Origin of the sequence: Bdellovibrio sp. KM01 (assembly GCF_013752535.1) — a bacterium.
Taxonomy (GTDB): Bacteria; Bdellovibrionota; Bdellovibrionia; order Bdellovibrionales; family Bdellovibrionaceae; genus Bdellovibrio.
The window spans coordinates 3,901,379-3,926,413 of the sequence record NZ_CP058348.1 but is presented as its reverse complement, the minus strand read 5'-3'; the positions used below and the strand labels follow the sequence as shown (position 1 = coordinate 3,926,413).

Below are 25,035 nucleotides of genomic sequence, written 5' to 3'. Positions count from 1 at the left end.
CGGCCTTTTTTATTTCTATGCCTCGTAGATTTTAGCTGGAGTCACTCCAAATTTCCCCGAACACTTAGGAATCCAGATTCCAAATAACTTATGACCGACTCATATTTGAAACCGATACGATAGTGGTCGGGGGGAAGAAATGAAGGCCACGTTTATACTTGCGCTTGCGCTGAGTGCTGGTTCCTATGCACACGCACTTTCAGATAAAGCCATCTATGCTCGATGCTATTCTCAATTGACGGGCACGGTGGTTCCCTTTTCAGACAGTCTGTATAAAGAAGTCATTGCAGGAAATAGGACAGGTGTTGATGCCTGCAAAAGTCTGCTTCAACTAGCAAATATGGATGCATCGGGGAATTTAAAAAATACCGATTCCAGAGCGACACTTATCGTGAATAACTTTTATCAGTTTCATCGCACCTGGTTTCCGACTGCCAACAAAGAACAAATCACAGGGTATCGCGCAGAATTTGAAAGCAACACGGACAAGTTCATCGACATGTCTGAGCCGGCCCTCTACCTGACTCGAAACTTATTTACAGGTGACGCATATAGAAACGTGTTATCTGGAACAACAAGACTCGAAGGTAAACGCGTGAATGATCCGGCTGCCAAGACGGGATCGCTGTCCTATTTGAATGCCGATGGAAGCATCGTGAGTCCTGGGATGCAAATGGTTCCCTATATGTTTATGACGGGAAAAGGCGCGATTAAATCAATTAATGAATCATCAGCCTCGTTTGTACTTCAAAACTACGCCATTCCAGGATTAGGTCGTACGGCTTCAGTTAATGGTGCCGCTATGAATGCAGGAGCTGAAGGAAGTGTAGATTTTTATGCGAATCAAGGTGGCGGCATCTTGGGAACGCGTGCCTTCTTTTTACTAAATAGCGGACATCCTCAAGGGCAAGTTTTTGATGGTGCTTTAAAGGTTCCAAGAAAATGGTCAAAGACGGCGATGGAATCTATGTTGTGTCTGTCGCTTCCATCTCTTCGAGAAGCAGATGTTTTACAATACCTGGATGCTACCTCTGTTGCGCCTTTTAGACAGTCCTCAAGTTGTATCCGCTGTCATGCCAGTATGGACCAAGCCGCTTACACCAGTCGCAATCTGGTTGTTTCTCTGACAGTAGATGTGATTAACGGTAATGGTGTGCCACTCAATACAAAAAGTATCATGATTGGAAAATTCAAACCTAGCGTGGCCTCTGTTTCCGGATGGTCGTCTCAAACAGTCACTGACTTCCAAAAACAACAACCCACAGGTGTGCTTATGTTTAGATCAAATGCTGACGGGCAATTGATCAAACAAAGCGTAAGTGGAGTCGAGGGTCTCGGTAAAGCCATGGCGGATACCAACGACTTCTATCAGTGTGCTGCCAAAAGATACTTTCAATATTTCACCGGCATTAATGTGTCTCTTTATGACCGCTCCGATCCAGCGAATGTGTCATTGAATAAGTCGACGACAGCACGCGAAGCTGCAGACAGAAAGTTCGTTGAAGATTTGGGTCAAGAGCTACGAAGTACACAATCGCTTCAAAAGCTGATCGAAAGCATCATCTCGTCGTCTTATTATAGATCGGCAAATTTTTCGGACACTGGAAAATAGGGGAAGAAAATGGATAGACGCAGTTTTCTTAGAACGGGCCTAACAAGTGTAGCTGGTTTGGCAAGCTTGCCAGCTGCAATGGATTCTCTGGCGTTTAGAGTGGTGACTGGTTTTGTCCAAAAGGCTCGGGCTGAGTCTTTGGGAGTCAGCCAAGACAGCACGAGATATCACGTAAATTTGTGGCTTAACGGTGGTCCGATTCGCTTTGCGTTCGACCATTGGCTTAAACTCAGCACTGGTGAAGATATTGGTATGATCGCCGCAAATAACCAGTGGCTTGCAACGGCATTCACATCCTCAGATGGAGTGGTGACCGGTGCAGAGTTGAAATTAATGAACTACAATGGCGTGCAAGTTCCTTACTTGTTTCAGACGAAAATTGCCAATGGTAAGGGGGGCAGTCGTGCCGCCTCTGATATTTTGAATAATATGATGGTTATGCGTGGGTTTGCTTCCAAGTCCGATGGACATGATGTGAACTCTTTATTGGTGCAGGTACCAGTCACGGGGATGCCAAGCCTGCAGGGATTAATGGCCGATCAAGCTGAGAATCTTTTCGCAGGAGTGATGGTCAGCGGGACAAGCGGAAATTTCTTCGCAAGCACTACGAATAAGGCCTACACAAAAACGGCAGCGAACCCCTCGACACTGATGTCGCCTTTTCAGGTTGGATCAACGATGACAACGTCGTTCAACCTCAAAGCGTCGCAACAGGCGGCCTACGATACGGCGATGGCCTATATGAAAACTTATGCCAGATCAAATCGCGTTGGTGCCGAAACATTGAATAAAAATCTAGAAAACGCGGCAAAAAAAATTAAGGCTGGCTTGGGGGATATCGAAGGCTTTTGGTCTGATGCTGTTGTTCGCTATAAAACAGCGATGCTATCGACTGTGGCAATGACGACAGCAGGAATAAATGATGCTTACCTCGATGGGAAGGGTCAGGCGATTTATGGTTATCCAGCTTCCGAGGCTGGTGTTTCTTTAGGCCGCGTAAGTGCCGTTTATCAGGCGGGCACGGATATGCGTGACGTTGTTAAAAGAATGCACTTCGCAGATTTGCCGGAGCAATTTGCTTTGGCCGAATATGTACTACGTAACGACCTTTCCACAAACATTGGAATATTCCATAATGGTTTCCGTTTGGACTCGAGTTTGTTTCCGGTGACAATCGGTGGCGTCGCCCAGAATGTAACGATGACTCGTATGGATTCTGATATGGACGGAGCGAATGGACGTCTTTCTACGTTGCTGATTGCAAACAGGTTTTACTCGGGAATTCTTGCGGGCATTCTGGAGTTCAAAGACAGTTTGAATCTTTATAAACGCTCGGGCACAAATGCAAACCTGTGGAACGAATCAGTTTTACAAGTCAGCAGTGAATTTTCCAGAAACGTAAGTCCAACGGGCGGCACAGGTCACGGTTACAATCACATGGTGACATCAATTTATTCCGGTGCCATTCAAAATGGTCCTTACGTGACAGGAAATATCAAGATGGCAACAACGGGCAGTGGAACAAATGGCGCTGCAGCCGATATCGAGGGGTATAAGGGCTCTCAAGGTGCAACTCCGGGAGTTGCAGCAGTTCCTTCAAGTCTCGTAGGTTTGATGAGGCTTAATAGTAATCCCTGGGAAAACTCTGCTCCACCAGTGGTGACTTTCAATGAATCAACAGGTGTGTTTGTAAATAACTACGGCAAAAGTAAAATTGTGGGAGGCTAGATTGAAAAGATCAAAATCTTCCCGAGCATTGCTTGTTGTCACAGGTTTGATGGGCATAAGTGTAGCCTTTCAAAACTGTATGGGATCGAACAACTTCGAGTTAGCGTCTTTAACTGGTGATGCCATTGAGTCAGGAACATCTGTAGATCATCCGGGTGGTTCAACGCCAACACCAAGTACTCAGGCTCCCCTTTTGGCAAACAGATATCAGATTCAAAGTTTGTTGATGGATACTTTTAAAGATCCCTCTGTTGCAGATACTGCGGGAAATAACCGGGTACTTTCAAAGCTTTTGATTAGCACTGTTGTTGCCCGGGCTGGAACATTTGGTCTGCCATGTGACTCAGGAAATCCCATGCTTGATGTAAGTAGTGGTGCTGATTGTGATGGAACGGTTGTTGCGCCGATGAATCAACCAGCAACAACGTTGCGAGCGGCTTACAAAATTCAAGCTTGCGAGCAAATTCTTTCAAACGATGTGTTTGTAAATAATCTGATGAAGAAAATTGGTGGAACGGCTCCGGCTGTGGATGCGGCAAATATAAGTACTTTGCTTGCCTTCTTTTACCGGGGGGATGATCCCGAGGCGGGGATGATTACGGGAATGCAAATGGCCGATAAAATGGCAGTTCAAGCAGACGCCAGTATAAAACTTGTTGATAGATGGCGCTTACTGATGATGGTTGCCTGTGAATCCACCGGTTGGGAAGCGCTTTAGATATCGTGCTGACGAAGAACGTTGATCCCTGATTTAAATCCGATTCGAACGATGCGGGCTAAAATTTCAGGGTTCAAACTAAAGTGATCCACAAAGAACATCTCATAGTTCTGAGGTCGTGGAGAAATATAGATATAATCGACTTCGGGGCGATGATGAACTCGATCACGAATAATCCCCAATAACTTTTCTCTTTGATCATCGGGCAGTTTGATCTGCTTTAAATATCCATCAACCGCATTATAGATCGACTTAATGTCGTTTTGTGCCTGAATATGTTTTGCGATCTTTTGCTGAATTACTTGATACAGAGCTTGATTTAAAATCAATGGAATCCCGTACTTATGAAGCGAACCCATTTCCTCAGTATAGTGATAAGGTTGCGTAGAATAAGATGAAATCACCAGATCTGCGCCATGATCAGCGGCTACGTGAGTTGAAAGAGTGTCCCTAATCTCCCCATCATAAAAGAAGATCTCTTTGCCATCTTCGGGACGCTTGATTCCATAAGGTGCATAAACCGGAGGCAGCGAAGTCGAAGCGGCAACCGCGGTGCTGATTGGTGCATGGTTGATGTACATGTGATTCGCTGTTTTATAGGACTCTGGGAAGTTCCCAAAGATAGCTTTGCGTGTGTGGTTCAATTGTGTGCCGATGACAAATAGATCCACACCCAAACGGGCAAAGTCATTGTCCAAAAGAACGTCTTTGCGAAGATAACTTTCGATCCCGCTGGTTGAAAACAGACCATTTAACTTCAAGCCGTTTTTGATCAGGGACTCAACGCCACCCTTAACGATGGTTTTATCCAATAAAGCGCGGGGTATGAAACGAAGTAAACCACTGGAGTTCAAATTAAAGATATTGCGATAAGAGATTGGTTTTAAATAACGAAGATCCGATTTATCAAAAGTCGGTGTTGATCCTGAACCAACCTGAAAGGCGTTAATCAGGGATTCGATTGGATATCCAGCCCCCAAAATGGAAGCAACGAAAGCGCCGGCACTGGACCCAACATAGCATCGAATGGTCATCGGATCGTTTTCATCGAAATTCTGACGCACCATCTCTTTGGTTCCACCGGCAAACTTGAAGCCCTTTTCTTGAAGGGCCAAGCAAACACCAATGTGGAAGGCTGCGGCTTTAATGCCACCTCCACTTAAGACCAATGCTATTTTCTTTTTCTCTTTTATACGCATATCTATGCATAAGTATGTGATCTCAGGTGGTGGAGGGCAAGGTTGGTCATACGTTGGTCTAGCTTAAAACCCTGACTAGTCGCTGAATAGCCAGATCAAGGTCCTGTTTTTTGTTGAATTTGAGTAAGTAGTCACACTATCTTTGACAGACTGAAGTCCTGTGATAGGGTTGATTACGCAAGCTGAGTAGGCGACCACCATTTCCGAAAAGCTGGCTACTTGCACTTTGGTTTCGGCCAGGGTGAGTAAAGGGGATCGAATGAACGTTGAGATGAATGGTTCTTGGCTACCGCTAATGGACTACTCCACTAAATACAGAATTAGTGTGAGTACTCTCCGCCGAAGAATCAAAGCTGACGACATTCGATTCCGATTTGAAGACGGCAAGTACTTCATCATGGATGAACCGATGGGTACCCATCAAAGAGTACATCGCCCCTCCCAAGAAAGCGAAAACCTTGCTTTGGTGGGTGCTCATCAAGGAATGATGAAAGAAGGAACGGAAATGGCTTCTTCAAAGGACGAAGTGAAGGCTCAGGACCTTGCTGAAAAGACGGTTAAAGTAAATAAGGATGAGCCGATCCTTACAGCTGCAAATAAGCTTTTGAACGAACTGAAGAAAGCTTACACGCAGATCCTTCAAGAAAAGGAAGAACAGATCTTCCAACTGAAGGACGAAGTTACGGACCTTAAAACTCTGGTTCGAGTTTTGGAATCCGAAAACGATCGCCTGAAAGGCTTCAAACAATAAGTCGCCTTAAAATGTTATCTTACAAAAACCCCGGTTGATGATGTCACCCGGGGTTTTTTGCTTTTAACGTTAAGGCATATGGAAAAACAACTTGAAATCACTGCCCAGGCGGGTCGGCCGATGTTGGGCGACTTTATTCAAATCAATCTCTTTTCTCCGGGAAGTCAGGAGTCCTTGCTGACGGGAACTCTGCAACATCTTGTCGAGCTTGAGGGCGCCCTTAATTTGGATGATCCGCAATCGGAGATCTGCCGCATTCTTACGGTAGAGGGTGACGATTCTTTTGAAATGAGCAAACCGACGGCTGAAGTTTTAGAGAAGGCGTTAGATATCAGCACCTTATCAGACGGATATTTTGAGCCGTTTAGGGAGGAATCTAAAAATCTTGATTTAAAATGCCTCATTCGAGGCTACATCATCGATGAGGCAGTGAAAATGATGAGAGAGAAAAACCCCAATCTTATGGGTATGGTTCACTTGGCCGAAGGGATTCGCTTTTTCAATTGTCCCAAGAAATCAATTCATGTGCGGATGAGTAACGCTAATATCGAAAAAGAACTAGGTTTGTTCAAGGATGCAATAGCAACGACAGAATCCCGGGGAAATCTATATGATCATGAATCTGCAACTCTTTACCTTCATCCTTTAAGACATGGAATCAGTGGCCGGCATACAGTTTCAGTGATTGCCGACACCAGCATGAGTGCCAATGCTCTGACCAAGATTGGTTTGTATGCACCTCAAACAATAATCCAGTCTTGCGTGGCAGAGCTCGATGCGCAAATTATCGTATTTGATGAGGCAGGAGAGATCGAAGAGATCTTTGAGGAATCTAAGGCATATAGCTTTGATCAAGGGCACATTTCTTATTCGTCTTATGACGGTAGCAATATGGACTAGTAAGATTTTTATCCGCCCAAATTCCCAAGCGTTGAGATTTTGCCTCACCAACTGATGCTAAATATCTGCCTTTAGAGTATTTTGTAGAGTCGTAAGCCCAGCCATGTTGCACGATCATCAAATTCACATTCTTGTCACCGACGAATACCACGCAAGTCAGGCGATCAAAAGATTTGCCATCGCATTCAAGGTCAACTTGCTTTCCTTTAACTAAAGATTCAGTGAAGTTGCGGGCTTGTTTTCCATATTTTTGAGAAAGCTCAGGGCAGTCAATGCCAGCAAAGCGGATCTTGGCAATTTTACCTTTAACCCGCACGCGACAAGTATCGCCGTCGTGACATTGTTCGACCACGCCGGATAAAAATGTGGGTTGATTCTTTTTCTTCTTTGCAAAAGAGAAAGTGGGCTGAATGAACAAAGCTGCTAACAAGATGGATGAAACAAGACGCATATCCAAATGCTAGCAGACAAAAGTGCTTGTTAGAAAACTAATTCTTTAACGAACAAAATCTGAATCACTGATGAGCGCTTTTTGACTTCGTATTGATATGAAGAAGTTGATAGGGAGGACACCATCCAACAACCCCGGTCATAACTGGAATAAGACCAAGCAGAAACCACATGTTTGCGGGACCCCAGAATGCAAGTGAAGCAATCGCAAGACCAACGAAGATACGAACGACGCGTTCTTTGTTACCGATATTAGTAGAAAGTTTCATAAATCCTCCGGTGCATAAGTTAATTTTACACCTGTTTTGGACTTTAAAACATGATCTTGGACATAAAGGGGGCTAGACCCCAGTTGGATTCTTACTGGTCTATTCGGAAAAGAAAAAGGACTGATTTCTCAGTCCTTTTTCAATACATCTTAACTTGGGAGGGGCGATGTACTCTAGTTACTCCGGCTGGGCCGGAGTGCAAGCCAGCTAGGCCGCTAGAGATTTTGTTTTCTTAGCTTCTTTCTTAACGCCTGTTTTCTTAGTTTGTGTTGCAGCGTCTTTATCGAAAGCTACTGCGAACACTTCATCAAGATTCTCTGCGAAGATGAAGTTGATATTATCTCTGAACACTTTTGGAATATCAGCCAAGTCTTTCTTACAAGCCATTGGAATGATGATATTTGTAATACCAAGATTCAAAGCCGCAAGACACTTTTCTCTGATACCACCGACAGGAAGTACGCGACCTTGAAGAGTCACTTCACCAGTCATTGCCAAGTCATGGCGAACTGGAGTACCTGTCATCAAGCTTACAAGCGCAGTTGTAAGAGTGATACCTGCAGAAGGACCATCTTTAGGGATAGCGCCCGCTGGCAAGTGGATATGGATATCGTACTTTTCAAAGAAGTCTTCAGGAATGTTCAATTCTTCCATGTGAGCACGAGCGTAAGACATTGCTGCGTGAGCAGATTCTTTCATCACATCGCCAAGTTGGCCTGTAAGTGAAAGATGTCCTTTACCTTTCATTTTCAAAGCTTCAACAGTCAACACTTCACCGCCAGCTTGTGTCCATGCAAGACCTTGCACAACACCAACTTGAGAGTCAGCGATCTTGTCGTCGCGTTGGAAGCGTGGAGGACCAAGGATTTCCGGAACAGTCGTAGCGTTTACTTCTACGAAGTTCTTTTCGCCCATTACCACCATCTTCGCAACTTTACGGCAAACTGAACCTACTTCGCGCTCTAGGTTACGAAGACCTGCTTCGCGAGTGTAGCCAGCGATAAGGTATTTGATACCTTCATCAGTGAAACTGATGTTCTCTGGAGTGATACCGTTTGCTTCGATTTGTCTTCTGATCAAATGTTTTTTAGTGATCAAAAGTTTGTCGTTCTCTGTATAACCAGGGATGTTCAAGATTTCCATACGGTCACGCAATGCTGGTGGGATATTCTCCAACACGTTAGCAGTAGCGATGAACAACACGTTTGAAAGGTCGAAATCCACATTCAAATAGTTATCACGGAAAGTAGCATTCTGTTCTGGATCCAAAACCTCAAGCATTGCTGCTGAAGGGTCGCCGCGGAAATCAGAACCCAATTTATCAACTTCATCTAGTACGATAACTGGATTGTTTGTTTTCGCTTGGCGAAGAGCTTGGATAATTTTACCTGGCATCGCGCCTACATAAGTACGGCGGTGACCACGGATTTCCGCTTCATCTTTCACGCCGCCCAAAGCGATACGGAAGTATTCGCGGCCCATCGCACGAGCGATAGATTTACCAAGAGATGTTTTACCTACACCTGGAGGTCCACCAAAGCACAAGATGGGTCCTTTAAGGTCTGGTTTCAACTTACGAACCGCAAGGAATTCCATGACACGGTCTTTGGCTTTTTCAAGCTCGTAGTGATCTTCATCAAGAATTTCTTTAGAGCGCTTAAGATCGATATGATCTTCAGATTTTTTGCTCCAAGGAAGATCCGCCATCCAGTCAAGGTATGTACGAACCATTGTAGCTTCAGATGCATCTGGATGCATACGCTCCAAACGACCCAATTGTTTCATAGCTTCAGCTTCAACATGAGGAGGCATGCCAGCATTGGTCAGCTTGTCACGCAACTCATCCATCTCTTCAGATTTAGAGTCTTGTTCGCCCAACTCATTCTTTATAGCCTTCATTTGCTCGCGCAAGAAGTATTCACGTTGAGATTTGTTGGCATCGTCTTTTTGATTTGGACGATTCTTTTGTTGAGTTTGCATAACTTCAAGCTCAGCAGCCAGGATCTCAGTAACGATTTTAAGTCTTTCAGTAGAATCATGAGTCTCAAGAACTTTTTGAGCGTCTTGAACTTTGATACCTAAGTTTGAAGCGATCAAGTCAGCAATGCGACCTGGATCAGTGACATCGTCTAGTACCAACAAGATGTCTGGAGAAAGAGGGCGGCCCATTGCGATGATGCGCTCGATGTGCTCTTTCGCTGTTCTGATCAAGCCTTCGTTTTCAACAACGGATTTTTGATTTGGAATTTCTTCGATTTTTTCAACTGCAACTTCGAAAGAAGGAGAAGTCTTAGAGTAGTTCTTAACACGACCCTTAGCTACACCTTGAATCAAGATTTTTACGCGACCGTCAGAAAGTTTGCGCATTCTCATGATCATCGCGATTGTACCTACTGTGTAGATAGAATCTGGAGTTGGATTTTCTTCAGAGATATCTTTTTGTGAAGCAAGGAAGATAAGGCGATTTTTTGCCAAAGCTTCTTCGACAGAACGGATCGAGGAATCACGACCTACAAACAAAGGAATAATCATGTAGGGGAAAACAACGATGTCTCTCACAGGTAGCATTGGAAGTGTCTGTGGGATTTCTAGAACTTTATCGTCAAAACTCATACCGCTCCTCCGCGTTGATGCGGGAAATGTTTCATGTATGAGACTTTTCGGAGCGTGGTGAGAAATGCTTGAATGGAAATATGAAAAATTAGACTGACATCCGTGTCAGTGAGAGAGCGCTTCTTGTTCTTCCATGCATTCAATACAAAGGGCTGTGAAAGGTCTGGCCTGAAGTCTGCGGGCACCGATTAGTTCCCCGCAAGATTCGCACTGGCCGTAAGTCCCCTCAGCGATTTTTCCCAATGCACGTTCGATTGCATAGAGTGCTGTGCGGTCTCTTTCATGCAGATGAATAGAGATGTTGTTGGCAACATCTTGAGAAGCAACTTCTGCTTCATCACCAGCGCCACTGATGCTGGATTGCTCTGCAATGAATTCGTGTGACTTGTTTAGGATCGAGCCTTTTTGAAAAAGCAACGAGTCCTTCAAGTTTTCTAGTTCTGTCGTACTTAGTTCGGTTGCGTTCATCTCACCCCCCGATATGATGATCATCGCCGAAAATCTTGCTCGTTATTACGGGGGATAAGAAAAGTGTCACGGAAAAAGCAGTGCGTGACGAATTAGTAAGCACCGCTTTGCCGCATAGCTGTCAGAGGAGAAGTGTCTAGACAGAAAGTGAAACAGAAACAGAAAGTGAAACAGATTTTTTCTAGCGTGCAAACTTTCTGCCTACTGCTTCGCGCATTTCCGCGCCTTCAATGCTGAGACGAGTCCAAGGAATCGCAAGCAGTCTTTCGGCTTCGATGGGCTCTTCGGTTTCTTCACACACACCGAATGTACCAGTCTCTATTCTGCCCAGGGCCATCTCGATCTCGAGTAGTTGGTTTCTCATGCGCTCTTGTGAAACTAAAAAAGTGTGTTCCTCGATGTGGGCCGCTGACACATCTCCTTCGTCGCCAGACTTTTCTGCGTGTACGAAAGCGGATTGGGCTGCTCTGATGCGATTCAGAATGTCTTGTTTTGTCAGGATTAGTTTTCTACGGCACTCGGTAACGATTGTTTCTGTAATCTGCGTCTTCATAACAGCCCCCTTCTTTAGGATTAGCGACTTGCTTGCCGCTTAGTGTTCCTTAGACGAGGAAGGGGAGGGGGCCGGTTAAAAAAAGGTCATTAAATATTCTTATAGCGCCTATTGGCGAACGCGTAGGGGTGCAATTTCACCTTTTTCCACGGTAAGGGAAACTACAGGGCGCTCGATCTCGCGCTCAGAGCTCATAGAAAGCGTGCCAAGGGATCCTGGGAACTTCTTGAGCCCTAGAAGCTTAGCTGTCAAAGCCTCTCTGGAATCGGCTCCTGAGGCCACCAATTGACGCAAAATCAAACCAGCATCATAGGCCTGAACTTCAATCAGCGTCGGTGTTTCACCATACAGATTTTTATATTCAGTTAGGAAGCGTGATTGTTCTTGAGAGGTTGGTGCCATGGAGTCTACGAACATCAAGTTATTCGCAAAGTTACCGGCGCGTTTTGCAATGCCAGCGGTGTTCCACAAGTTTGTGCCCATCAGCTTTACGCCACGCACATCGTTAAATGCGAGCATCGCAGCAATTTGACCCATGGCCTTAGCGCTATCGGGAATAAATATCGCATCAAAATCCGTCACCGGCGGGAGAACGTTCTCTGTATTGTCTTTGCGAGCAGAACGTTTTTTGTCAGAGTTTTTCAAATCTTTCAGGCGCAAATTGAATTCATCTTGACGGCCTTCGCCATAATACGTCCCAACCAGACGTTGCACGACCAGACGGAAATCAGTTTCTTTGGTTGAGTAAGTTTGGATCGCCGTAATTTGTCCACCACGAGCCAAAACTTCGTCCCAAAAGATATTCGTAAACTCGACTCCATACTGATCGTTCGGATAAAGAACTGCGAATTTCTTCATGCCCAAATCATCCATCGCTGTTCTAACCAGCTGACGAACTTGCATTTCACTTGTCAGGGAGTTTCTGAAAACCGAAGGGCCAATCTCGGTTAATCCTGAACGTTGAGAGAGTGCAATACTTGGCACTCCAAGCTCGTCAGATTTCGCTGCCACCGCGGGAGCTGTCTTACTTAGTAAGCTACCGACAACGGCGATAACATTATCTTCTTTCACCAAACGCTCAACACCGCGACGAGCAGAGTCGGGATTGCCTTCGCTATCCATCACCGCAAGCTTGAACCCTGAACCCGGAACGTGAAGGCCCAAGCCCATTTCCAGGCCACGAAGGGCACGTTGACCGACCGGCGCATTTTTTCCACTTAAAGGAAGAACCACGCCGATAGTTTTTGATTGCACTGTTTTTGCGGCCTCAAGCTGTGACAAAATATCTTTTGCACGGGCAGCAAGATCACTTTCCGGCAAATAATCAATCACACCGGAATAGTACTTTTTAGCTTTATAGATATCGCGCTCGTCCAAAGCTTTGTCTCCCAGGCGAGACATCGCATGACCACGCAGGAATCCGTAGTCAGAATTATCTGCCACTTCTTCCAGTTGTTTCTCATTCAAACGGTTTTCAACATCTTCAATCGCCTTAAGGCGATAAACATCTTGTTCTTGTTTCGTGGGAGCTTGAACTGACAGCACGACCAGATTTTTCAGGGCCGCCATCGGATCATTAACAACGGGTGCAGGAATCTGCGGAGCGGGAACTGGCTCTGGAGGTGGCTTTGCAGCCAGTCCTGCCATGCCTTTGCCTTTTTTCCCGTTAGTCTTAGTCGCGACCGGAGCTTGCTTGATCTCCGTTTTCTTTGTCGTGGTGGTCGTGCAAGAAGCCATTACAAGTGCGGAGAAAATCAGAGCGAGCTTCGATGTCATTTTCTATTCCTCATCAAATGAGATACTTTTTCGTGGAAAGCCTTCACCATGGGTGTTGCTTCCCCGGACTTAGCCAATTCTTCAATTAATTCTTTTTGTCGGCTGGAAAGATTGTGAGGAGTGTCGACTAAAATTCGCACCATCATATCCCCTGTGCCAAAACCGCCAATTTTTGGGAAGCCTTTTCCTTTAAGACGGAAATTCTGACCCGAGTGAGTTCCCGGTGGAATGCGAATCATCGCTTTGCCCGTCAAAGTTGGAACTTCAATATTAGTTCCCAAAATTGCGTCGGTATAAGTGATTGGCAAATCCAGAGTCACATCGTTTTCAGCACGCTTAAACAAAGGGTGCTCTTGAACGGCGATTATCACATATAAGTCACCAGCGCTTCCACCAGCAGCATCGCCCTCGCCCGAAAGTTTCAGGCGTTGGCCTTCTTTAACACCGGCAGGGACGTTAACAGATAATTTTGCGGATTCTTCTTTGTTGCCACGCTGGCGCATGAAACTAATTACTTTTTCAGTACCGACGGCAGCTTCTTCGAATGTAACATTCAAAGTATAGCGTAGATCTGTACCTTTTTGTGGGCGACGCGTGCGCGCACCCGCTCCAGGGCCACCACGGGCACCACCGAAAATATCACCAAAGACATCGCCAAAGATATCCTGGAAGGGATCGCCACCGGCTCCACCACCAGCGCCGCCAAAGCCGCCACTGTTGCCAAAACCACCGAATCCACCGGCGCCACCGAAAGGTCCACCGGCTCCGCCGCCGCCCCCAAAACCTGGGCCGGCGTGGCCAAATTGATCATACATTTCGCGTTTTTTTGTATCGCTTAAAACTTCGTATGCTTCGCTGAGTTCCTTGAATTTCTCCTCAGCCTTTTTATCGCCAGGATTTTTATCCGGATGATACTGCATCGCAAGCTTGCGGAATGATTTTTTGATCTCATCCGCAGTCGCTGTACGCGAAACATTTAAAAGGGAGTAGTAGTCCTTCTTAGACAATCAAAGCCTCTTATTCTGGTTTCTTCGCAACAACCACTTGGCCTGTGCGAATAACCTTGTCGTGCAATTTGTAAGGTTTTTTAAACACGCGTGCCACATGGCCGGGAGCTACTTTGTCAGTCGCTTCGGCGCTCAGGGCTTCGTGAATGCTTGGGTCAAAGGCAACGCCTTCTGAAGGGATTTCCGTCACAGAATGCTTCACCAATAGATTGCGAAGTTCTGATGCCGTCATTTCCACACCTTGTTTAAAGGTATTAATATTTTCAGAGGTTACATTAACCTGAAGAGCGCGATCGAAATTATCAACGATATCCAAAAGATCACGGATAAAGCGCTCGCCACCGTACTTCATCAACTCTGAACGTTCTTTGATTGCATTACGCTTGTAGTTTTCAAATTCCGCGCGCAGGTATAAAAAATCGTTTTTATATTTCTCTGCCTGTTCTTGAAGTTTTTGAATTTCAGAAGAGACATCGAAATTTTCAGATGATGCCGCAGAATTGGAATTTTGAGAGTTGTTTTCTTCTGACATGAGGGATCCTTTCGCAATACTTAAGATTGTGTATTCATTAGATATTGTCAATTACGGTAGGTGCAGATTTTTGGAACCTAGACATCTTCTTTTAAGAAGGTTAGCTCCTGGAAAACTTTGTTACTAATAACAAGGCCTTCTCGTGTTAAGGACCAGTGCCCTTCGTCCGCTTGAACCCAGCCATTGCCCATCAGTTTGCTCATTATACTTGAAACCTGATGATAAACTGCGACAGGGAATTTCTCCTGAAGCTCGCGCTCATTGAGGCCACGCATTAAACGCATCGAAGTATGACAAAAGTCCGTGAGGGCTTGGTGCATTTCCAGGGCCTCGACTTGGGATTCAGGCAAATGCAAAGACGGCGAAGTAAACTCTTTGCCTTCGTGCTCCAGAATCTGCTTCTTGTATTCACCAATGGAATTCAAATTCCAATAACGGGTCCCCCACGGGGATTCTTTGGAATACGAATGAGAACTTAGTCCCAAACTCCAATAAGGCTGATCAATCCAGTACAACATGTTGTGACGGGATTCATAACCTGGGATAGCGAAGTTAGAAATTTCGTATTGTTGAAAACCGCGACCTGTTAATTCGCTCGCGATAAAATCAAACATATCGACTTGTTCATCCTCAAGAGCCCGGCCTTTGGAAAGTGGATGACCATCAGGAACTGTCAGACAATAGGGGCTGATATGTTTTGCACCTTGTTCAACAGCGATACGCACGTCGTTTTTGAGGCCTTCAAGAGTCTGAGAGGGCAAAGCAAACAAAATATCAAAGCTAAAATTCAGATTATGGGCCCGCAAAAGGTCCAGGGTCTCCAGCGTCTGTTTCGCAGAGTGCTCGCGGTGAACCATTTTCAACAAACGATCATCAAAAGTTTGAGCACCGACACTGAAACGATTCACTCCGTGGTCGATGTACATTTTCAGTTTGTCTTTGTCGACTGTCGCCGGATTGATCTCGATCGTGATTTCGGTCTCGGGTCCAGTTGTATAGCCATATCTACCCAACTCTTTTATGACGGCTACAATAAGATGAGCTGGGATCAAACTGGGTGTTCCACCACCGAAGTAAAGTGTGTCTAGCTTTTGAGGTTGATAATAGCGATGCTTTTGGCGAATCTCCTCAAACAGCAATTGGACGTACTGATCCGGAGGCAAAATCTTACTTTGCTCATAAGTCGCGAAGTCACAATAAGTGCAGCGCTGAATACAGTAGGGAATGTGAACGTAAACGCCAAAAGCCATGGGAGTTATCTAGAGTATGTCTAAAAAATTTCAACTAAAAAACGGTCTAAAAGTCCTTTTATTAGAGAGTCATAAGTCCCCCGTGGTGTCAGTTCAAATGTGGGTGAAAACAGGCTCTGCTGACGAGAAAAAGGGCGAAGAGGGTATTTCTCACTTTATCGAGCACTTGGTTTTTAAAGGCACTCGTAAATACAAAGTGGGTGAAATTGCCTCTACGGTCGAGGGATCTGGCGGGGAGCTAAACGCCTATACTTCCTTTGACCAAACAGTCTTTTACGTGACGATTTCAAAACAATTCACGGATGTCGCGATGGATGTCATCAGCGAGATGATGGGTTATCCGACATTTGATCCCCAAGAAATTGATAACGAGCGTGAAGTGGTGATCGAAGAAATCAAACGTGGTCAGGACAGTCCAGGCCGCAGATCAAGTCAGCTGTTGTTTTCAAATATTTTCCGCAAACATCCTTATGGAATTCCGGTAATTGGTTACGATAAGGTCGTTAATAAAGTCAGCGCTAAAAAAATTCGTGAATACTATCAAAGTCGTTATGTCCCTTCGAACATGTTCCTGGTTATCGCTGGGGATTTCGATTCCAAGGAGATGAAGACAAAGGTTGAAAAAATGTTCGGCGGCTTTGAGCCATTCAAATTGCGCAAAACATCTCACACAAAGGAACCGGCGCAAAAAAGCATCCGTATTAAAATTGAACAAGCAAAGTTCGAAACAACAACGGGCTATTTGAGCTGGAGAATTCCAAACGTTAAGCACAAGGACATTGCGGCCCTGGAAGTATTGGCAGCCATTTTGGGTCAGGGGGATTCTTCTCGCCTGATGCAAACTTTGCGCATCAGGGAGCCGTTAACAAATTCGGTGGGAACTTTCAGCTATTCAATGCCAGATGATGGATTGTTTGCGGTTTCTTTTAATCTTGAGCAGGAAAATCTGGATAAGGCTTTGTCAGCAATGATTCCAGAGCTGACTCGCATTATTCACGAACCACCTTCGCCAATGGAAATGCAAAAGGCGATCACTAATTTTGCAAGCCACGAAGTTTACTCCATGGAGACTGTGGATAACATTGCGAGAAAAGCCGGAGGCGATGAGTTTTACTATGGTGACCACGATCACTATCGTAAATATATGAAACAAGTTTATTCGCTTAAGCCTGAAGACATCCAAAAAGCTGCTAAGAAGTATTTTAAAGCGGATGCTTTCAGTTTGTCGCTTATGACAAACATGGACAAAAAGATCGCAGAGAAGTCTTTGAAAAATTTCGCTAAGAATTTAAAGAAGTCGTTGGCAGAAACAAAACCTTCTAAAGCCAAACCGGCAAAGTTCGTTCCTAAAAAATTCTCAATCAATACTGAAGCGGTGAAGCACACTCCAGAAACTCAAAGAATTACTTTGAAATCGGGCGCAACGCTTTTGATTCGCGAGCAAAAAGACACTCCTTACGTATCCATGAAGGGGGCTTTCTTGGGTGGTGCCCGCATCGAAGACGGCACTACCAACGGTTTGACGGAGCTATTTTCTAGAAACTGGCTTTCAGGATCTAAGAAATTTACTGAGGACGAAATCAATCACCGCGTGGATGAACTTGCGGCAGGGATTGGTGCATTTGGTGGCAGAAATTCCGTCGGTATGTCGATGGACTATCTTTCCCCATTCGAAGACAAGATGCTTGAGATCTATACGGACTCATTGTTAAACCCACAATTCCCCGAAGCGATTTTGGAACGTGAAAAAGTGGTTCAAAAGAATCAGGTGAAATCTCGCAATGACAATCCATCACAAATCTGCGTGATGAATTTCATGAAAGAAGTTTTTAAAAATCATCCGTATTCACGTGATTTGTTAGGGGACGATAAATCGATCTCTTCCATCAGCCAGGCTTCGCTTCGTAAATACTATAACGACGTTGCTCATGCCAAAAATCTTACTTTATGCGTGGTGGGTGATGTCGATGCTAAAAAATGGGTGAAAACTTTTGAAGAAGTGACGGCGGCTTTACCGGCTGGGAAGAAAATTGAAAATCATTTCCCCATCACCAAAGTGACTCAGAACCGCCACGTATTTCATGAGTTAAAAAAAGAGCAAAGCCACATCATCGTGGGATATCAGGGCCTTACTTTGAAAAGTCCTGAAAGATACACCCTTGAAATTATTCAGTCGATCCTAAGTGGCCAAGGTGGTCGCTTGTTCCTGGAGCTTCGTGATAAGAATTCTTTGGCCTATTCAGTTTCACCAATGCACATGGAAGGAATTGAAGGCGGATACTTTGGCGGATACATTGGCTGTTCTCCGGAGAAGGCCCAGAAATCTATTCAGATGTTAAAAGCGGAATTCAACAAGCTTGCTGATGTTAAAGTTGGCGAGGAAGAACTGACTCGGGCACAACGCTATTTGATTGGTCGTCATGACATTGAATTGCAACGTAAAGGCACGATCTGCAATGCGATTCTATTTGATGACATTTATGGTTTGGACTATCGTGAAAGCCTGGATGTCGCAGATAAGTATTTCGCAATTACACCTGAAGATATTCAGAAATTGGCTCAGAAGATCTTTTCGCAACCAGAGATTATTTCTCTGGTTGGACCGAATGATATTTAGAAATTTTATGGGAGGCTTGCGATTAAAGATCGCGAGCTACTGGTTCGCTTAAGGAAACTTCGCTTGATGCGGTTGTGCTTTTAGGAACCTTACGTTTTTTACCCAAAGTTGCTTTTGCAACAATTCCCTTAAGCTGATCACGAGCATCGTCATCCAACATCAAAGTAAATCCAGATGGAACTTGTGCATTCACGCGCACGGCTTTTTTAAGATCCGGATTGAAAAGCATAAAGTTATCTTCAGACAATTTACTTCTGCGCAAAAGTTCTTTCGCATTGATGCTTCTGGAAAGTTTCACTGTGTGCAGATTCAACTTTTCAGAGTAATTCAAGTCTTTGAATGCTTCTTCGTGGTACTTCTCGGCGAACAAAGCTCCCAAAAATTCTGAATAGAAATTTGAAGAGGCAAAGTCGAAAGATTTTGTTCTGTATTTAGCGATAATCTCACCCAAATCTTGAGATTTAGCTTTTGCCATACCTTTACGAATACCTGGAGGGCCGTGGTTCCACGCTGTGATTGCCAAAGGCCAAGAGCGCTTTAGGATCATGTGGTTTTCTTTAAGCAATTGGGCCGCAGCGACTGTAGCTTTAAACGGAGAGTGTCTTTCGTCGATATTGTCAGTCACAACCATGAATTTACGGCCAGTGCCACCCATGAATTGCCAGATGCCTGATGCGCCCACTTTAGATTTAGCGTGTTTGTTGAACGAGCTTTCCACGAATGGAATACGTGTTAACTCCACTGGCAAATTGTAATTTTCAAAAATCTCTTCCATACCTGGAAGGTATTTCGGAGATACTTCCAAGCCTTCTTGGAAGAAGTTTCTTTGACCAGTTTGCACACGGATATTTTTAAGAGCGAACTTAGCTTTTTCTTTCACTTCACCATCAAGACGGGAAAGTGCTTCCATAACGCGCTTTTCATCGTCAGTTAAATCATCAAGATTTTTCTTTTTTGCTAACGATTTCAACGCTGTCTTAGTTTTTTCAACTTGTTGTTTTACCAAAGCGTCGGCTTTTAGATTTCTCATCCAGCGGTGTTTTGGGGTGTCGGAATTAATGATGTCCGTCGTATCAACCACCTCAAAAACAATCCACGGGTAAACTGAGTGGTGGATAAGGCGTTTGTTTGAATTGTGAAGAGTATAGATATCAAACCAGAAACCCACGCGATCGCGAAGGTTTTCAGGGATATGGAACTCTTCAGAAATCAAATTTTGATAGTCATTTAGGATTTCCTCACGGTTTTCCACAATGCCAGATTCAGCAATGGGACCGGTGTCTTCATCAAGCGCCACGAATTGAGGAATTTCCAGATTAAATCCAGTAGCTTCGCCATCCATTTCAGCATTAGAATCGGCGGCTAGAACCATAGGCTCATTGGACTTTTCAACGGGAGCGGAAGTTTCAGCCAATAGAGTATCTGTATCAACCATTTGAACGGAATTATAAAGAGCCACAACGCCCGTGAGAGCCACGACGGTCATCACGAAGCCCGCGGTGAACTTCTTCTTTTTCGTATCCAATTTGGTAGTCAAATTAACTTTAATCATGCAACCCGCTCTTTCTTCATCTTTGGAAAGAGCAAGCCCGGTGCCACTGTTAAAACCTGTGGAAACCCATTAGATGCGGTGGAACCGTATAGAAGTTATACACTTTGCGCGGAAAGGGCAGCCGTTCCATTTTGATACACCGAGGGTTTGTAAATCGGCAGAGCCTTAAAGTACCGCTGCTAGAGGCGTTTTTCCTGTAGTAAAACTTAAAAAAATGGCGCGTTTTTTCAGTGTAATTTTCATTACTTTCTTCTTGATGATTTCCAACTCTGCACGGGCGGAAAAGTGGGTTATTGCCGTCTCTGAGTGGTATCCCTATGTGTGCGAGACCTGCGCGGGAAAAGGGCCTGGGATCTCCGGCGTGCGCAAGATGCTAAACGATGTCGGTATTGAAGTTCAGTTCGTTTTTCTTCCGTGGGCGCGCGCAATTTCGGATGTGAAAAGGAAGAAATATGACGGTTATTATCCCGCATGGGAGGAAGACTTTACTCCGGGAATGTATTTATCAGACTCTGTCTATCGCTCTCCCGTTGGATTTGTTGAAAGGAAAAAAAGCCCTTTAAAATGGTCAAAACTTGAAGATCTTCGAGGGAAAACCATTGGTGTAGTTATCGATTACGGAAACACTGTGGAGTTCAATCGCCTGGTTGAGCGAGGCCTCGTTAAAGTTGAAAAAGTTAAAGACGATGAAACCAACATCAAAAAAGTTTTAGGTGGCAGAGTGGACGGAGCTTTTTTTGATCTAGTGAATGCGAAATATCTTATTAATAAGCTAGGACCCCAAGCCCAAGAAAATCTTCAGATCAATGAACACGTAATACGGGTCAAGAGTCTGCACGTCGTCTTTGCGTCGAATGCAAAATCCAAAGCTGCTCTTTTCAACCGGCTTTTAAAAAGATCTCAAATTCAAAGACAAATCGACGCCTATCTGAAGGCACATCCTCCAGAATCCGCTACATTAAGCGCTCTCTTGTAGGTTGGAGCGTTGATCGATGCATAAATTTGTCGGCAAATTTCATCTCATAATGAGATTATTTTTCCCCCAAACCAATGTCCAGCTTCTAAAAAACAATTAACCGAAATTCCTTCATCCTTTGTTAGACTTAAAGTAGGGACAGCGGTGAGTAAGGATGAAAGATAAAACCGGCTCGCAAACAGTAGAACTTTTCGTAAGCCCTGAAGGCTATTTTCAGGAGCTTGTATCTAAGGGACTTTACGACCGTAAAGTTCAGACGCTTCCTCTTGTCGAAGCGTATCTCGTAAATCTTCTGAAGCAATATCTAGATGCCAAAGCTCTGTTTGAAGCGGAAGCAACATTAGCCGAAATGTACCTGCACGCGCAAAATGCAGAACAATCCGTGAAGCTTGAAAAGCTTAGAAAGCTTGGCGACCGCGCACTGTACATCAGTGGTTTCTTTGGCGACTCACTCCAAAGAAAAACTGTGGATGTGGATTACTACGCCAACATTGGTGGAGCGGCCTATACCCACTTAGCCCACTGCACGCGCGAGGATGGCCTGGCGAAAGTTTATAAAACGTTCTCAGCGCGCTTTATTGAGTTCGTTGACGTGCTGACTTACATTAGCCAGCATTCCTTTATTAAGTCTGATGAAAGTATCCTTCGCCTCTATGATCGCTATCAGCGGACAGGCTCAGAACTAGCTAAAGAAAAGCTGGTGGAAATGGGTGTTTTGACCCTGCCTCAAGACCAAGTAAAGCTTGGCAAACAAGGGTGATTCCACTAATCTGCGACCATGTTCGGTTTAGGCATGTCAGAAATCATTTTCTTAGCTATCTTGGCGCTGATCGTGATCGGCCCCAAGGAACTTCCACAAGTGGCGCGCACACTCGGGCGCTTTCTTAATGAACTTAAAAGAACGACCAGTGAATTCACTGACGACTTGAAACAGCAAGCGCGTATCGATCCTATCGATTTGTACGATAGACACAAGCAAGCGCCGAAGGTGCCTCCAGAAAATCCGGAAGTAAAGTCAGATGCTGACACTGAAGATCCAGGTGATTGGACTTCTGAAGATCACGTGCCACATGGACAAGTTAATGCGGCAAAGGATTCAACTCCACAACAGATGGAATTTAAAATTCAAAATAACTCCAACGATGACGACGATAAAGGGAGCAAAGGCTAATGGGCTCTTCTGAAGAATTAGACCAAAAAGCCCAATCCCTTTACGAACACTTGGGCGAGCTTCGTTTCCGCCTGGTTCGCATGGTTTGGATTTTGTTGGCAGCGACTGGTATTTGCTATCACTTTAGCGAACAAGTTTTCGACTATATTCGTGCACCGATTGCTCCGTACCTTCCTGGTGGCGGATTGATCTATACGGGCCCGCTGGATAAATTCATCGCACATATCAAAATTTCCTTTGTGTGTGGAATTTTGATTTCGTGTCCGTTGTGGCTTTACCAAGTTTGGAAATTCGTAGCGCCAGGCCTTTATCAAAAAGAAAAGAAATACTCGATGGGGTTTATCTTCGCGGGTTCCGTTCTTTTCATTTTGGGCGCAGCGTTTTCGTACTATGTGGTTTTGCCGATGGCTTTCCACTTCTTGATGAATTACGGTGGCACTGTCGATAAGCCAATGATTTCGATTGAACAGTATCTTGGGTTCTTTACTCAGATGTGTTTGATGTTCGGTGTCTCTTTTGAGCTTCCATTGGTAATTTCAATCTTAGGTATGATGGGCCTTGTAAGCCAAAAATTCCTTAAAGAAAAACGTCGCTACGCGATCATGGGATTGGCTGTCGCTGCAGCAATCATCACTCCGCCAGATTTGATGAGCATGGTGATGATGTTGATCCCGATGGTTTTGTTATATGAAATCGGCGTGATCATGGTCGGCATCTTTGAAAGAAAGCGTGAAGCGCAATTCCGACAAAACGAACGCGAATAGTTCGCTTTCACAGGACCCAGTAAAATTTAGATAATAAAAAAGGGAAACTCCGTAAGAAGTTTCCCTTTTTATTTTGTCTGAATCAAAGAACCGATTAAGGCTCTTCGAATTTGATCAACACCGCACCTGATTCAACAGAGTCACCTTGTTTGACTTTGATCTCTTTGATTTTTACATCGCGAGCCGAGCGCATTTCGTTTTCCATTTTCATCGCTTCCATAATCAAAAGGGGCTTATTCGCTTTCACGACGTCGCCTTCTTTTGCGAAGATCTCGATAATTTTGCCTGGCATACCAGCTTTAAGCTCCATATCGCCGCCGAAACCGCCGCCTTTTTTCAAAGATTCATGCAACAACATTTCGTCATTGAAGATCTTGATAGAACGGAACGAGTTGCGCGTAAACACCGTGTATTCAGTGTCTGAACCCACAACGTCGATCAGGTACGACTTACCTTGGAAAAGGAAGCTGATGTACTCCTCTGCGTGTTTAAAGTCATTCTTGGAAATATCGTGGTGAACCCATTCTTTGCCTTCTTGTTGCAAAGAAATCTTCCATGCATGACGGCCTTCCGTCACATCTACTTTATATTTTTTTCCTCTAAGTTCTGCTTCGAAATACATGTTACGTCCTCAACTGAAGTTTACGACCAACGCTTCTCCATGTGGAGCGAACGTTAAGCTGGCGGATATCCTTCGATTTACGATCGTTGTAGGCCTCAATAGCCGCCGCGATCAAGAACACAGGGTCGTCAACTTGCTTGAACATCTCTGGCTCGATAACTTCGAAGTTCTTTTCGATAAATTGTGTCGTGTAAGTACCGTCACGGAATGTCGGGTGGTCCAAAATAGTTTTGTGAAGAACGATGTTTGTTTTGATACCCGTCAATACGAACTCAGACAAAGCACGTTGCATACGATCGATCGCTTCATTACGAGTATCACCCCAAGTAATAACCTTAGAGATCATTGGATCGTAATAGATCGGAACGTTGTAACCAGGGTAAGCATAAGAATCCACGCGCATGAACGGACCTTGTGGATGTCGGCAAGCGCGGATCACCCCAGGACTTGGCTTATAAGTCACAGGGTCTTCGGCACAAACACGGGCTTCAATGGCGTGGCCTTTTTGCTTGATGTCTTCTTGCTTAAAGCTCAAAGGTTTACCAGCGGCCACACTAATTTGCTCGCGAACCAAGTCAACGCCAGTCACGATCTCAGTGATCGGATGTTCAACTTGTAGACGCGTGTTCATCTCCATGAAATAAAAATCTTTGGTTTTGTTATCAAAGATATATTCAATCGTACCGGCACCCACATAGTTGATCTGCTTCGCTGCGCGAACAGATGCCTCACCCATGCGCAAACGCACTTCCTGAGGAACTGAAGGTGACGGAGACTCTTCGATGATCTTTTGGTTACGACGCTGAACCGAGCACTCACGTTCAAACAAATGAACATGGTTGCCATGTTTATCGCCGAATACTTGGATTTCGATGTGCTTTGGATCGTTGATGAATTTTTCGATGTAAACAGTAGGGTTTGCAAAATAATTCTGACCCTCAGAACGGCAAGCACGGAAAGCGCTTTCCACTTCGTCCATTTTGCGAACGATACGCATCCCTTTACCGCCACCGCCAGCTGTGGCTTTGATGATAATTGGAAGACCAATTTTCTCTGCGATTTTAGTGGCCTCTTCGACTGTTTCAACTCCACCGTCAGACCCCGGAACAGTTGGTACACCAGATTTTTTCATCAAAGCTTTGGCAGAGATTTTATCTCCCATAGATTCGATGTTAGCGACAGTCGGTCCGATGAAAGTGATTCCCGCTTCTTCACACGCTTTTGCAAATGTCGTGTTTTCAGACAGGAAGCCGTAACCTGGATGAACGGCGTCTGCTCCAGATTGTTTGGCTACTTCCAGAATTTTTCTGTAATTCAAATAACTTTCTTTGGAGGGAGAAGGCCCAATGTGGTAGGCCTCATCCGCCAGGAAAACGTGCAAACTATCACGATCGGCATCAGAGAAAACCGCAACGGATGCGATACCAAGCTCGCGACAAGCACGAGTGATACGAATTGCGATTTCCCCACGATTTGCGATCAGGATTTTTTTAAACAATGCCATGTT

General features: G+C 44.8%; 23 protein-coding genes. 10 read left to right on the top strand and 13 right to left on the bottom strand.

The genetic code is table 11. The annotated features are described in order from the left end of the window. The first annotated feature begins 139 nt into the window (after positions 1-139). Genes HW988_RS18895 through HW988_RS18885 form a run of 3 tightly spaced genes read left to right on the top strand, consistent with a single transcriptional unit; the run spans position 140 to position 4,058 of the window. The gene (locus HW988_RS18895) at positions 140-1,612 is read left to right on the top strand and encodes a hypothetical protein (RefSeq protein WP_181605660.1); all 1,473 of its coding nucleotides are present in this window, start codon (positions 140-142) and stop codon (positions 1,610-1,612) included. Between the two features lie 9 nt (positions 1,613-1,621). Then, positions 1,622-3,340, top strand: coding sequence for a hypothetical protein (locus HW988_RS18890; protein ID WP_181605659.1), 1,719 nt, complete (start codon positions 1,622-1,624; stop codon positions 3,338-3,340). 1 nt (position 3,341) lies between these two features. Then, positions 3,342-4,058 (top strand): hypothetical protein, encoded by a 717-nt coding sequence (locus HW988_RS18885; RefSeq protein WP_181605658.1) that lies wholly within the window; start codon positions 3,342-3,344, stop codon positions 4,056-4,058. Here the strand turns inward: HW988_RS18885 and HW988_RS18880 are convergent. After that, the gene (locus HW988_RS18880) at positions 4,055-5,257 is read right to left on the bottom strand and encodes a patatin-like phospholipase family protein (RefSeq protein WP_181605657.1); all 1,203 of its coding nucleotides are present in this window, start codon (positions 5,255-5,257) and stop codon (positions 4,055-4,057) included. The two genes, HW988_RS18885 and HW988_RS18880, sit on opposite strands and share 4 nt — an antisense overlap. Before the next feature lie 259 nt (positions 5,258-5,516). On the opposite strand from HW988_RS18880, the gene HW988_RS18875 reads away from it, so the two are divergent. Then, complete coding sequence (locus HW988_RS18875; RefSeq protein ID WP_246845767.1) at positions 5,517-6,008, top strand: hypothetical protein; 492 nt, start codon at positions 5,517-5,519, stop codon at positions 6,006-6,008. 78 nt (positions 6,009-6,086) lie between these two features. Further along, positions 6,087-6,908: an FAD:protein FMN transferase gene (locus HW988_RS18870; protein WP_181605656.1), complete on the top strand. Its 822-nt coding sequence runs from the start codon at positions 6,087-6,089 to the stop codon at positions 6,906-6,908. Here the strand turns inward: HW988_RS18870 and HW988_RS18865 are convergent. The 9 genes from HW988_RS18865 to hemW all read right to left on the bottom strand — a co-directional run bounded on the left by HW988_RS18865 (position 6,841) and on the right by hemW (position 15,826). Then, complete coding sequence (locus HW988_RS18865; protein WP_181605655.1) at positions 6,841-7,359, bottom strand: thermonuclease family protein; 519 nt, start codon at positions 7,357-7,359, stop codon at positions 6,841-6,843. The two genes, HW988_RS18870 and HW988_RS18865, sit on opposite strands and share 68 nt — an antisense overlap. Positions 7,360-7,423: 64 nt before the next feature. After that, positions 7,424-7,627, bottom strand: coding sequence for a DUF2892 domain-containing protein (locus HW988_RS18860; RefSeq protein WP_181605654.1), 204 nt, complete (start codon positions 7,625-7,627; stop codon positions 7,424-7,426). A gap of 207 nt (positions 7,628-7,834) precedes the next feature. Then, positions 7,835-10,240: an endopeptidase La gene (lon, locus tag HW988_RS18855; RefSeq protein ID WP_181605653.1), complete on the bottom strand. Its 2,406-nt coding sequence runs from the start codon at positions 10,238-10,240 to the stop codon at positions 7,835-7,837. A 105-nt stretch (positions 10,241-10,345) separates the two neighbouring features. Continuing rightward, complete coding sequence (locus HW988_RS18850) at positions 10,346-10,708, bottom strand: TraR/DksA family transcriptional regulator (protein ID WP_142701996.1); 363 nt, start codon at positions 10,706-10,708, stop codon at positions 10,346-10,348. A gap of 181 nt (positions 10,709-10,889) precedes the next feature. Next, positions 10,890-11,261 (bottom strand): TraR/DksA C4-type zinc finger protein, encoded by a 372-nt coding sequence (locus HW988_RS18845; RefSeq protein ID WP_181605652.1) that lies wholly within the window; start codon positions 11,259-11,261, stop codon positions 10,890-10,892. A 108-nt stretch (positions 11,262-11,369) separates the two neighbouring features. Beyond that, positions 11,370-13,037, bottom strand: a complete 1,668-nt coding sequence (locus HW988_RS18840; protein ID WP_181605651.1) for a penicillin-binding protein activator — start codon at positions 13,035-13,037, stop codon at positions 11,370-11,372. Next, positions 13,034-14,044: a DnaJ C-terminal domain-containing protein gene (locus HW988_RS18835; RefSeq protein ID WP_142701993.1), complete on the bottom strand. Its 1,011-nt coding sequence runs from the start codon at positions 14,042-14,044 to the stop codon at positions 13,034-13,036. The genes HW988_RS18840 and HW988_RS18835 overlap by 4 nt, the downstream gene beginning before the upstream one ends. Positions 14,045-14,054: 10 nt before the next feature. Further along, positions 14,055-14,576 (bottom strand): nucleotide exchange factor GrpE, encoded by a 522-nt coding sequence (grpE, locus tag HW988_RS18830; protein WP_181605650.1) that lies wholly within the window; start codon positions 14,574-14,576, stop codon positions 14,055-14,057. A gap of 77 nt (positions 14,577-14,653) precedes the next feature. Then, a complete protein-coding gene (gene hemW / locus HW988_RS18825; protein ID WP_181605649.1) occupies positions 14,654-15,826 on the bottom strand; it encodes a radical SAM family heme chaperone HemW in 1,173 nt (390 codons plus the stop codon). A 16-nt stretch (positions 15,827-15,842) separates the two neighbouring features. On the opposite strand from hemW, the gene HW988_RS18820 reads away from it, so the two are divergent. After that, the gene (locus tag HW988_RS18820; RefSeq protein WP_181605648.1) at positions 15,843-18,443 is read left to right on the top strand and encodes a pitrilysin family protein; all 2,601 of its coding nucleotides are present in this window, start codon (positions 15,843-15,845) and stop codon (positions 18,441-18,443) included. A 22-nt stretch (positions 18,444-18,465) separates the two neighbouring features. Here HW988_RS18820 and HW988_RS18815 read toward each other — a convergent pair whose 3' ends face one another. Continuing rightward, positions 18,466-19,995 (bottom strand): lytic transglycosylase domain-containing protein, encoded by a 1,530-nt coding sequence (locus tag HW988_RS18815; RefSeq protein ID WP_181605647.1) that lies wholly within the window; start codon positions 19,993-19,995, stop codon positions 18,466-18,468. 370 nt (positions 19,996-20,365) lie between these two features. Here HW988_RS18815 and HW988_RS18810 point away from each other — a divergent pair, with 370 nt between their 5' ends. The 4 genes from HW988_RS18810 to tatC all read left to right on the top strand — a co-directional run bounded on the left by HW988_RS18810 (position 20,366) and on the right by tatC (position 22,906). After that, positions 20,366-20,971 carry an ABC transporter substrate-binding protein gene (locus HW988_RS18810; RefSeq protein ID WP_255490326.1) on the top strand — a complete coding sequence of 202 codons (606 nt, stop codon included), beginning with the start codon at positions 20,366-20,368 and terminating at the stop codon, positions 20,969-20,971. 154 nt (positions 20,972-21,125) lie between these two features. Next, positions 21,126-21,731 carry a hypothetical protein gene (locus tag HW988_RS18805; protein WP_181605645.1) on the top strand — a complete coding sequence of 202 codons (606 nt, stop codon included), beginning with the start codon at positions 21,126-21,128 and terminating at the stop codon, positions 21,729-21,731. A 33-nt stretch (positions 21,732-21,764) separates the two neighbouring features. Continuing rightward, entirely contained in the window at positions 21,765-22,142 is a 378-nt protein-coding gene (locus HW988_RS18800; protein ID WP_255490123.1) for a twin-arginine translocase TatA/TatE family subunit, read from the top strand. After that, a complete protein-coding gene (tatC, locus tag HW988_RS18795; RefSeq protein WP_181605643.1) occupies positions 22,142-22,906 on the top strand; it encodes a twin-arginine translocase subunit TatC in 765 nt (254 codons plus the stop codon). The genes HW988_RS18800 and tatC overlap by 1 nt, the downstream gene beginning before the upstream one ends. Positions 22,907-23,000: 94 nt before the next feature. On the opposite strand, the gene HW988_RS18790 is transcribed toward tatC, so the two are convergent. Continuing rightward, positions 23,001-23,528, bottom strand: coding sequence for an acetyl-CoA carboxylase biotin carboxyl carrier protein subunit (locus tag HW988_RS18790; protein ID WP_181605642.1), 528 nt, complete (start codon positions 23,526-23,528; stop codon positions 23,001-23,003). A gap of 1 nt (position 23,529) precedes the next feature. Next, positions 23,530-25,026, bottom strand: a complete 1,497-nt coding sequence (accC, locus tag HW988_RS18785) for an acetyl-CoA carboxylase biotin carboxylase subunit (RefSeq protein WP_370468164.1) — start codon at positions 25,024-25,026, stop codon at positions 23,530-23,532. Positions 25,027-25,035 lie beyond the last annotated feature (9 nt).

Coding starts and splice junctions, on each gene's coding strand:
- hemW (WP_181605649.1), bottom strand. CDS start 15,826: ATGGCTTTTGGCGTTTACGTTCACATTCCCTACTGTATTCAGCGCTGC.
- HW988_RS18790 (WP_181605642.1), bottom strand. CDS start 23,528: ATGTATTTCGAAGCAGAACTTAGAGGAAAAAAATATAAAGTAGATGTG.
- HW988_RS18895 (WP_181605660.1), top strand. CDS start 140: ATGAAGGCCACGTTTATACTTGCGCTTGCGCTGAGTGCTGGTTCCTAT.
- HW988_RS18880 (WP_181605657.1), bottom strand. CDS start 5,257: ATGCGTATAAAAGAGAAAAAGAAAATAGCATTGGTCTTAAGTGGAGGT.
- lon (WP_181605653.1), bottom strand. CDS start 10,240: ATGAGTTTTGACGATAAAGTTCTAGAAATCCCACAGACACTTCCAATG.
- HW988_RS18860 (WP_181605654.1), bottom strand. CDS start 7,627: ATGAAACTTTCTACTAATATCGGTAACAAAGAACGCGTCGTTCGTATC.
- HW988_RS18870 (WP_181605656.1), top strand. CDS start 6,087: ATGGAAAAACAACTTGAAATCACTGCCCAGGCGGGTCGGCCGATGTTG.
- HW988_RS18800 (WP_255490123.1), top strand. CDS start 21,765: ATGTCAGAAATCATTTTCTTAGCTATCTTGGCGCTGATCGTGATCGGC.
- tatC (WP_181605643.1), top strand. CDS start 22,142: ATGGGCTCTTCTGAAGAATTAGACCAAAAAGCCCAATCCCTTTACGAA.
- HW988_RS18845 (WP_181605652.1), bottom strand. CDS start 11,261: ATGAAGACGCAGATTACAGAAACAATCGTTACCGAGTGCCGTAGAAAA.
- HW988_RS18805 (WP_181605645.1), top strand. CDS start 21,126: ATGAAAGATAAAACCGGCTCGCAAACAGTAGAACTTTTCGTAAGCCCT.
- HW988_RS18850 (WP_142701996.1), bottom strand. CDS start 10,708: ATGAACGCAACCGAACTAAGTACGACAGAACTAGAAAACTTGAAGGAC.
- HW988_RS18810 (WP_255490326.1), top strand. CDS start 20,366: ATGCTAAACGATGTCGGTATTGAAGTTCAGTTCGTTTTTCTTCCGTGG.
- HW988_RS18815 (WP_181605647.1), bottom strand. CDS start 19,995: ATGATTAAAGTTAATTTGACTACCAAATTGGATACGAAAAAGAAGAAG.
- HW988_RS18840 (WP_181605651.1), bottom strand. CDS start 13,037: ATGACATCGAAGCTCGCTCTGATTTTCTCCGCACTTGTAATGGCTTCT.
- HW988_RS18875 (WP_246845767.1), top strand. CDS start 5,517: ATGAACGTTGAGATGAATGGTTCTTGGCTACCGCTAATGGACTACTCC.
- grpE (WP_181605650.1), bottom strand. CDS start 14,576: ATGTCAGAAGAAAACAACTCTCAAAATTCCAATTCTGCGGCATCATCT.
- HW988_RS18865 (WP_181605655.1), bottom strand. CDS start 7,359: ATGCGTCTTGTTTCATCCATCTTGTTAGCAGCTTTGTTCATTCAGCCC.
- HW988_RS18820 (WP_181605648.1), top strand. CDS start 15,843: ATGTCTAAAAAATTTCAACTAAAAAACGGTCTAAAAGTCCTTTTATTA.
- HW988_RS18890 (WP_181605659.1), top strand. CDS start 1,622: ATGGATAGACGCAGTTTTCTTAGAACGGGCCTAACAAGTGTAGCTGGT.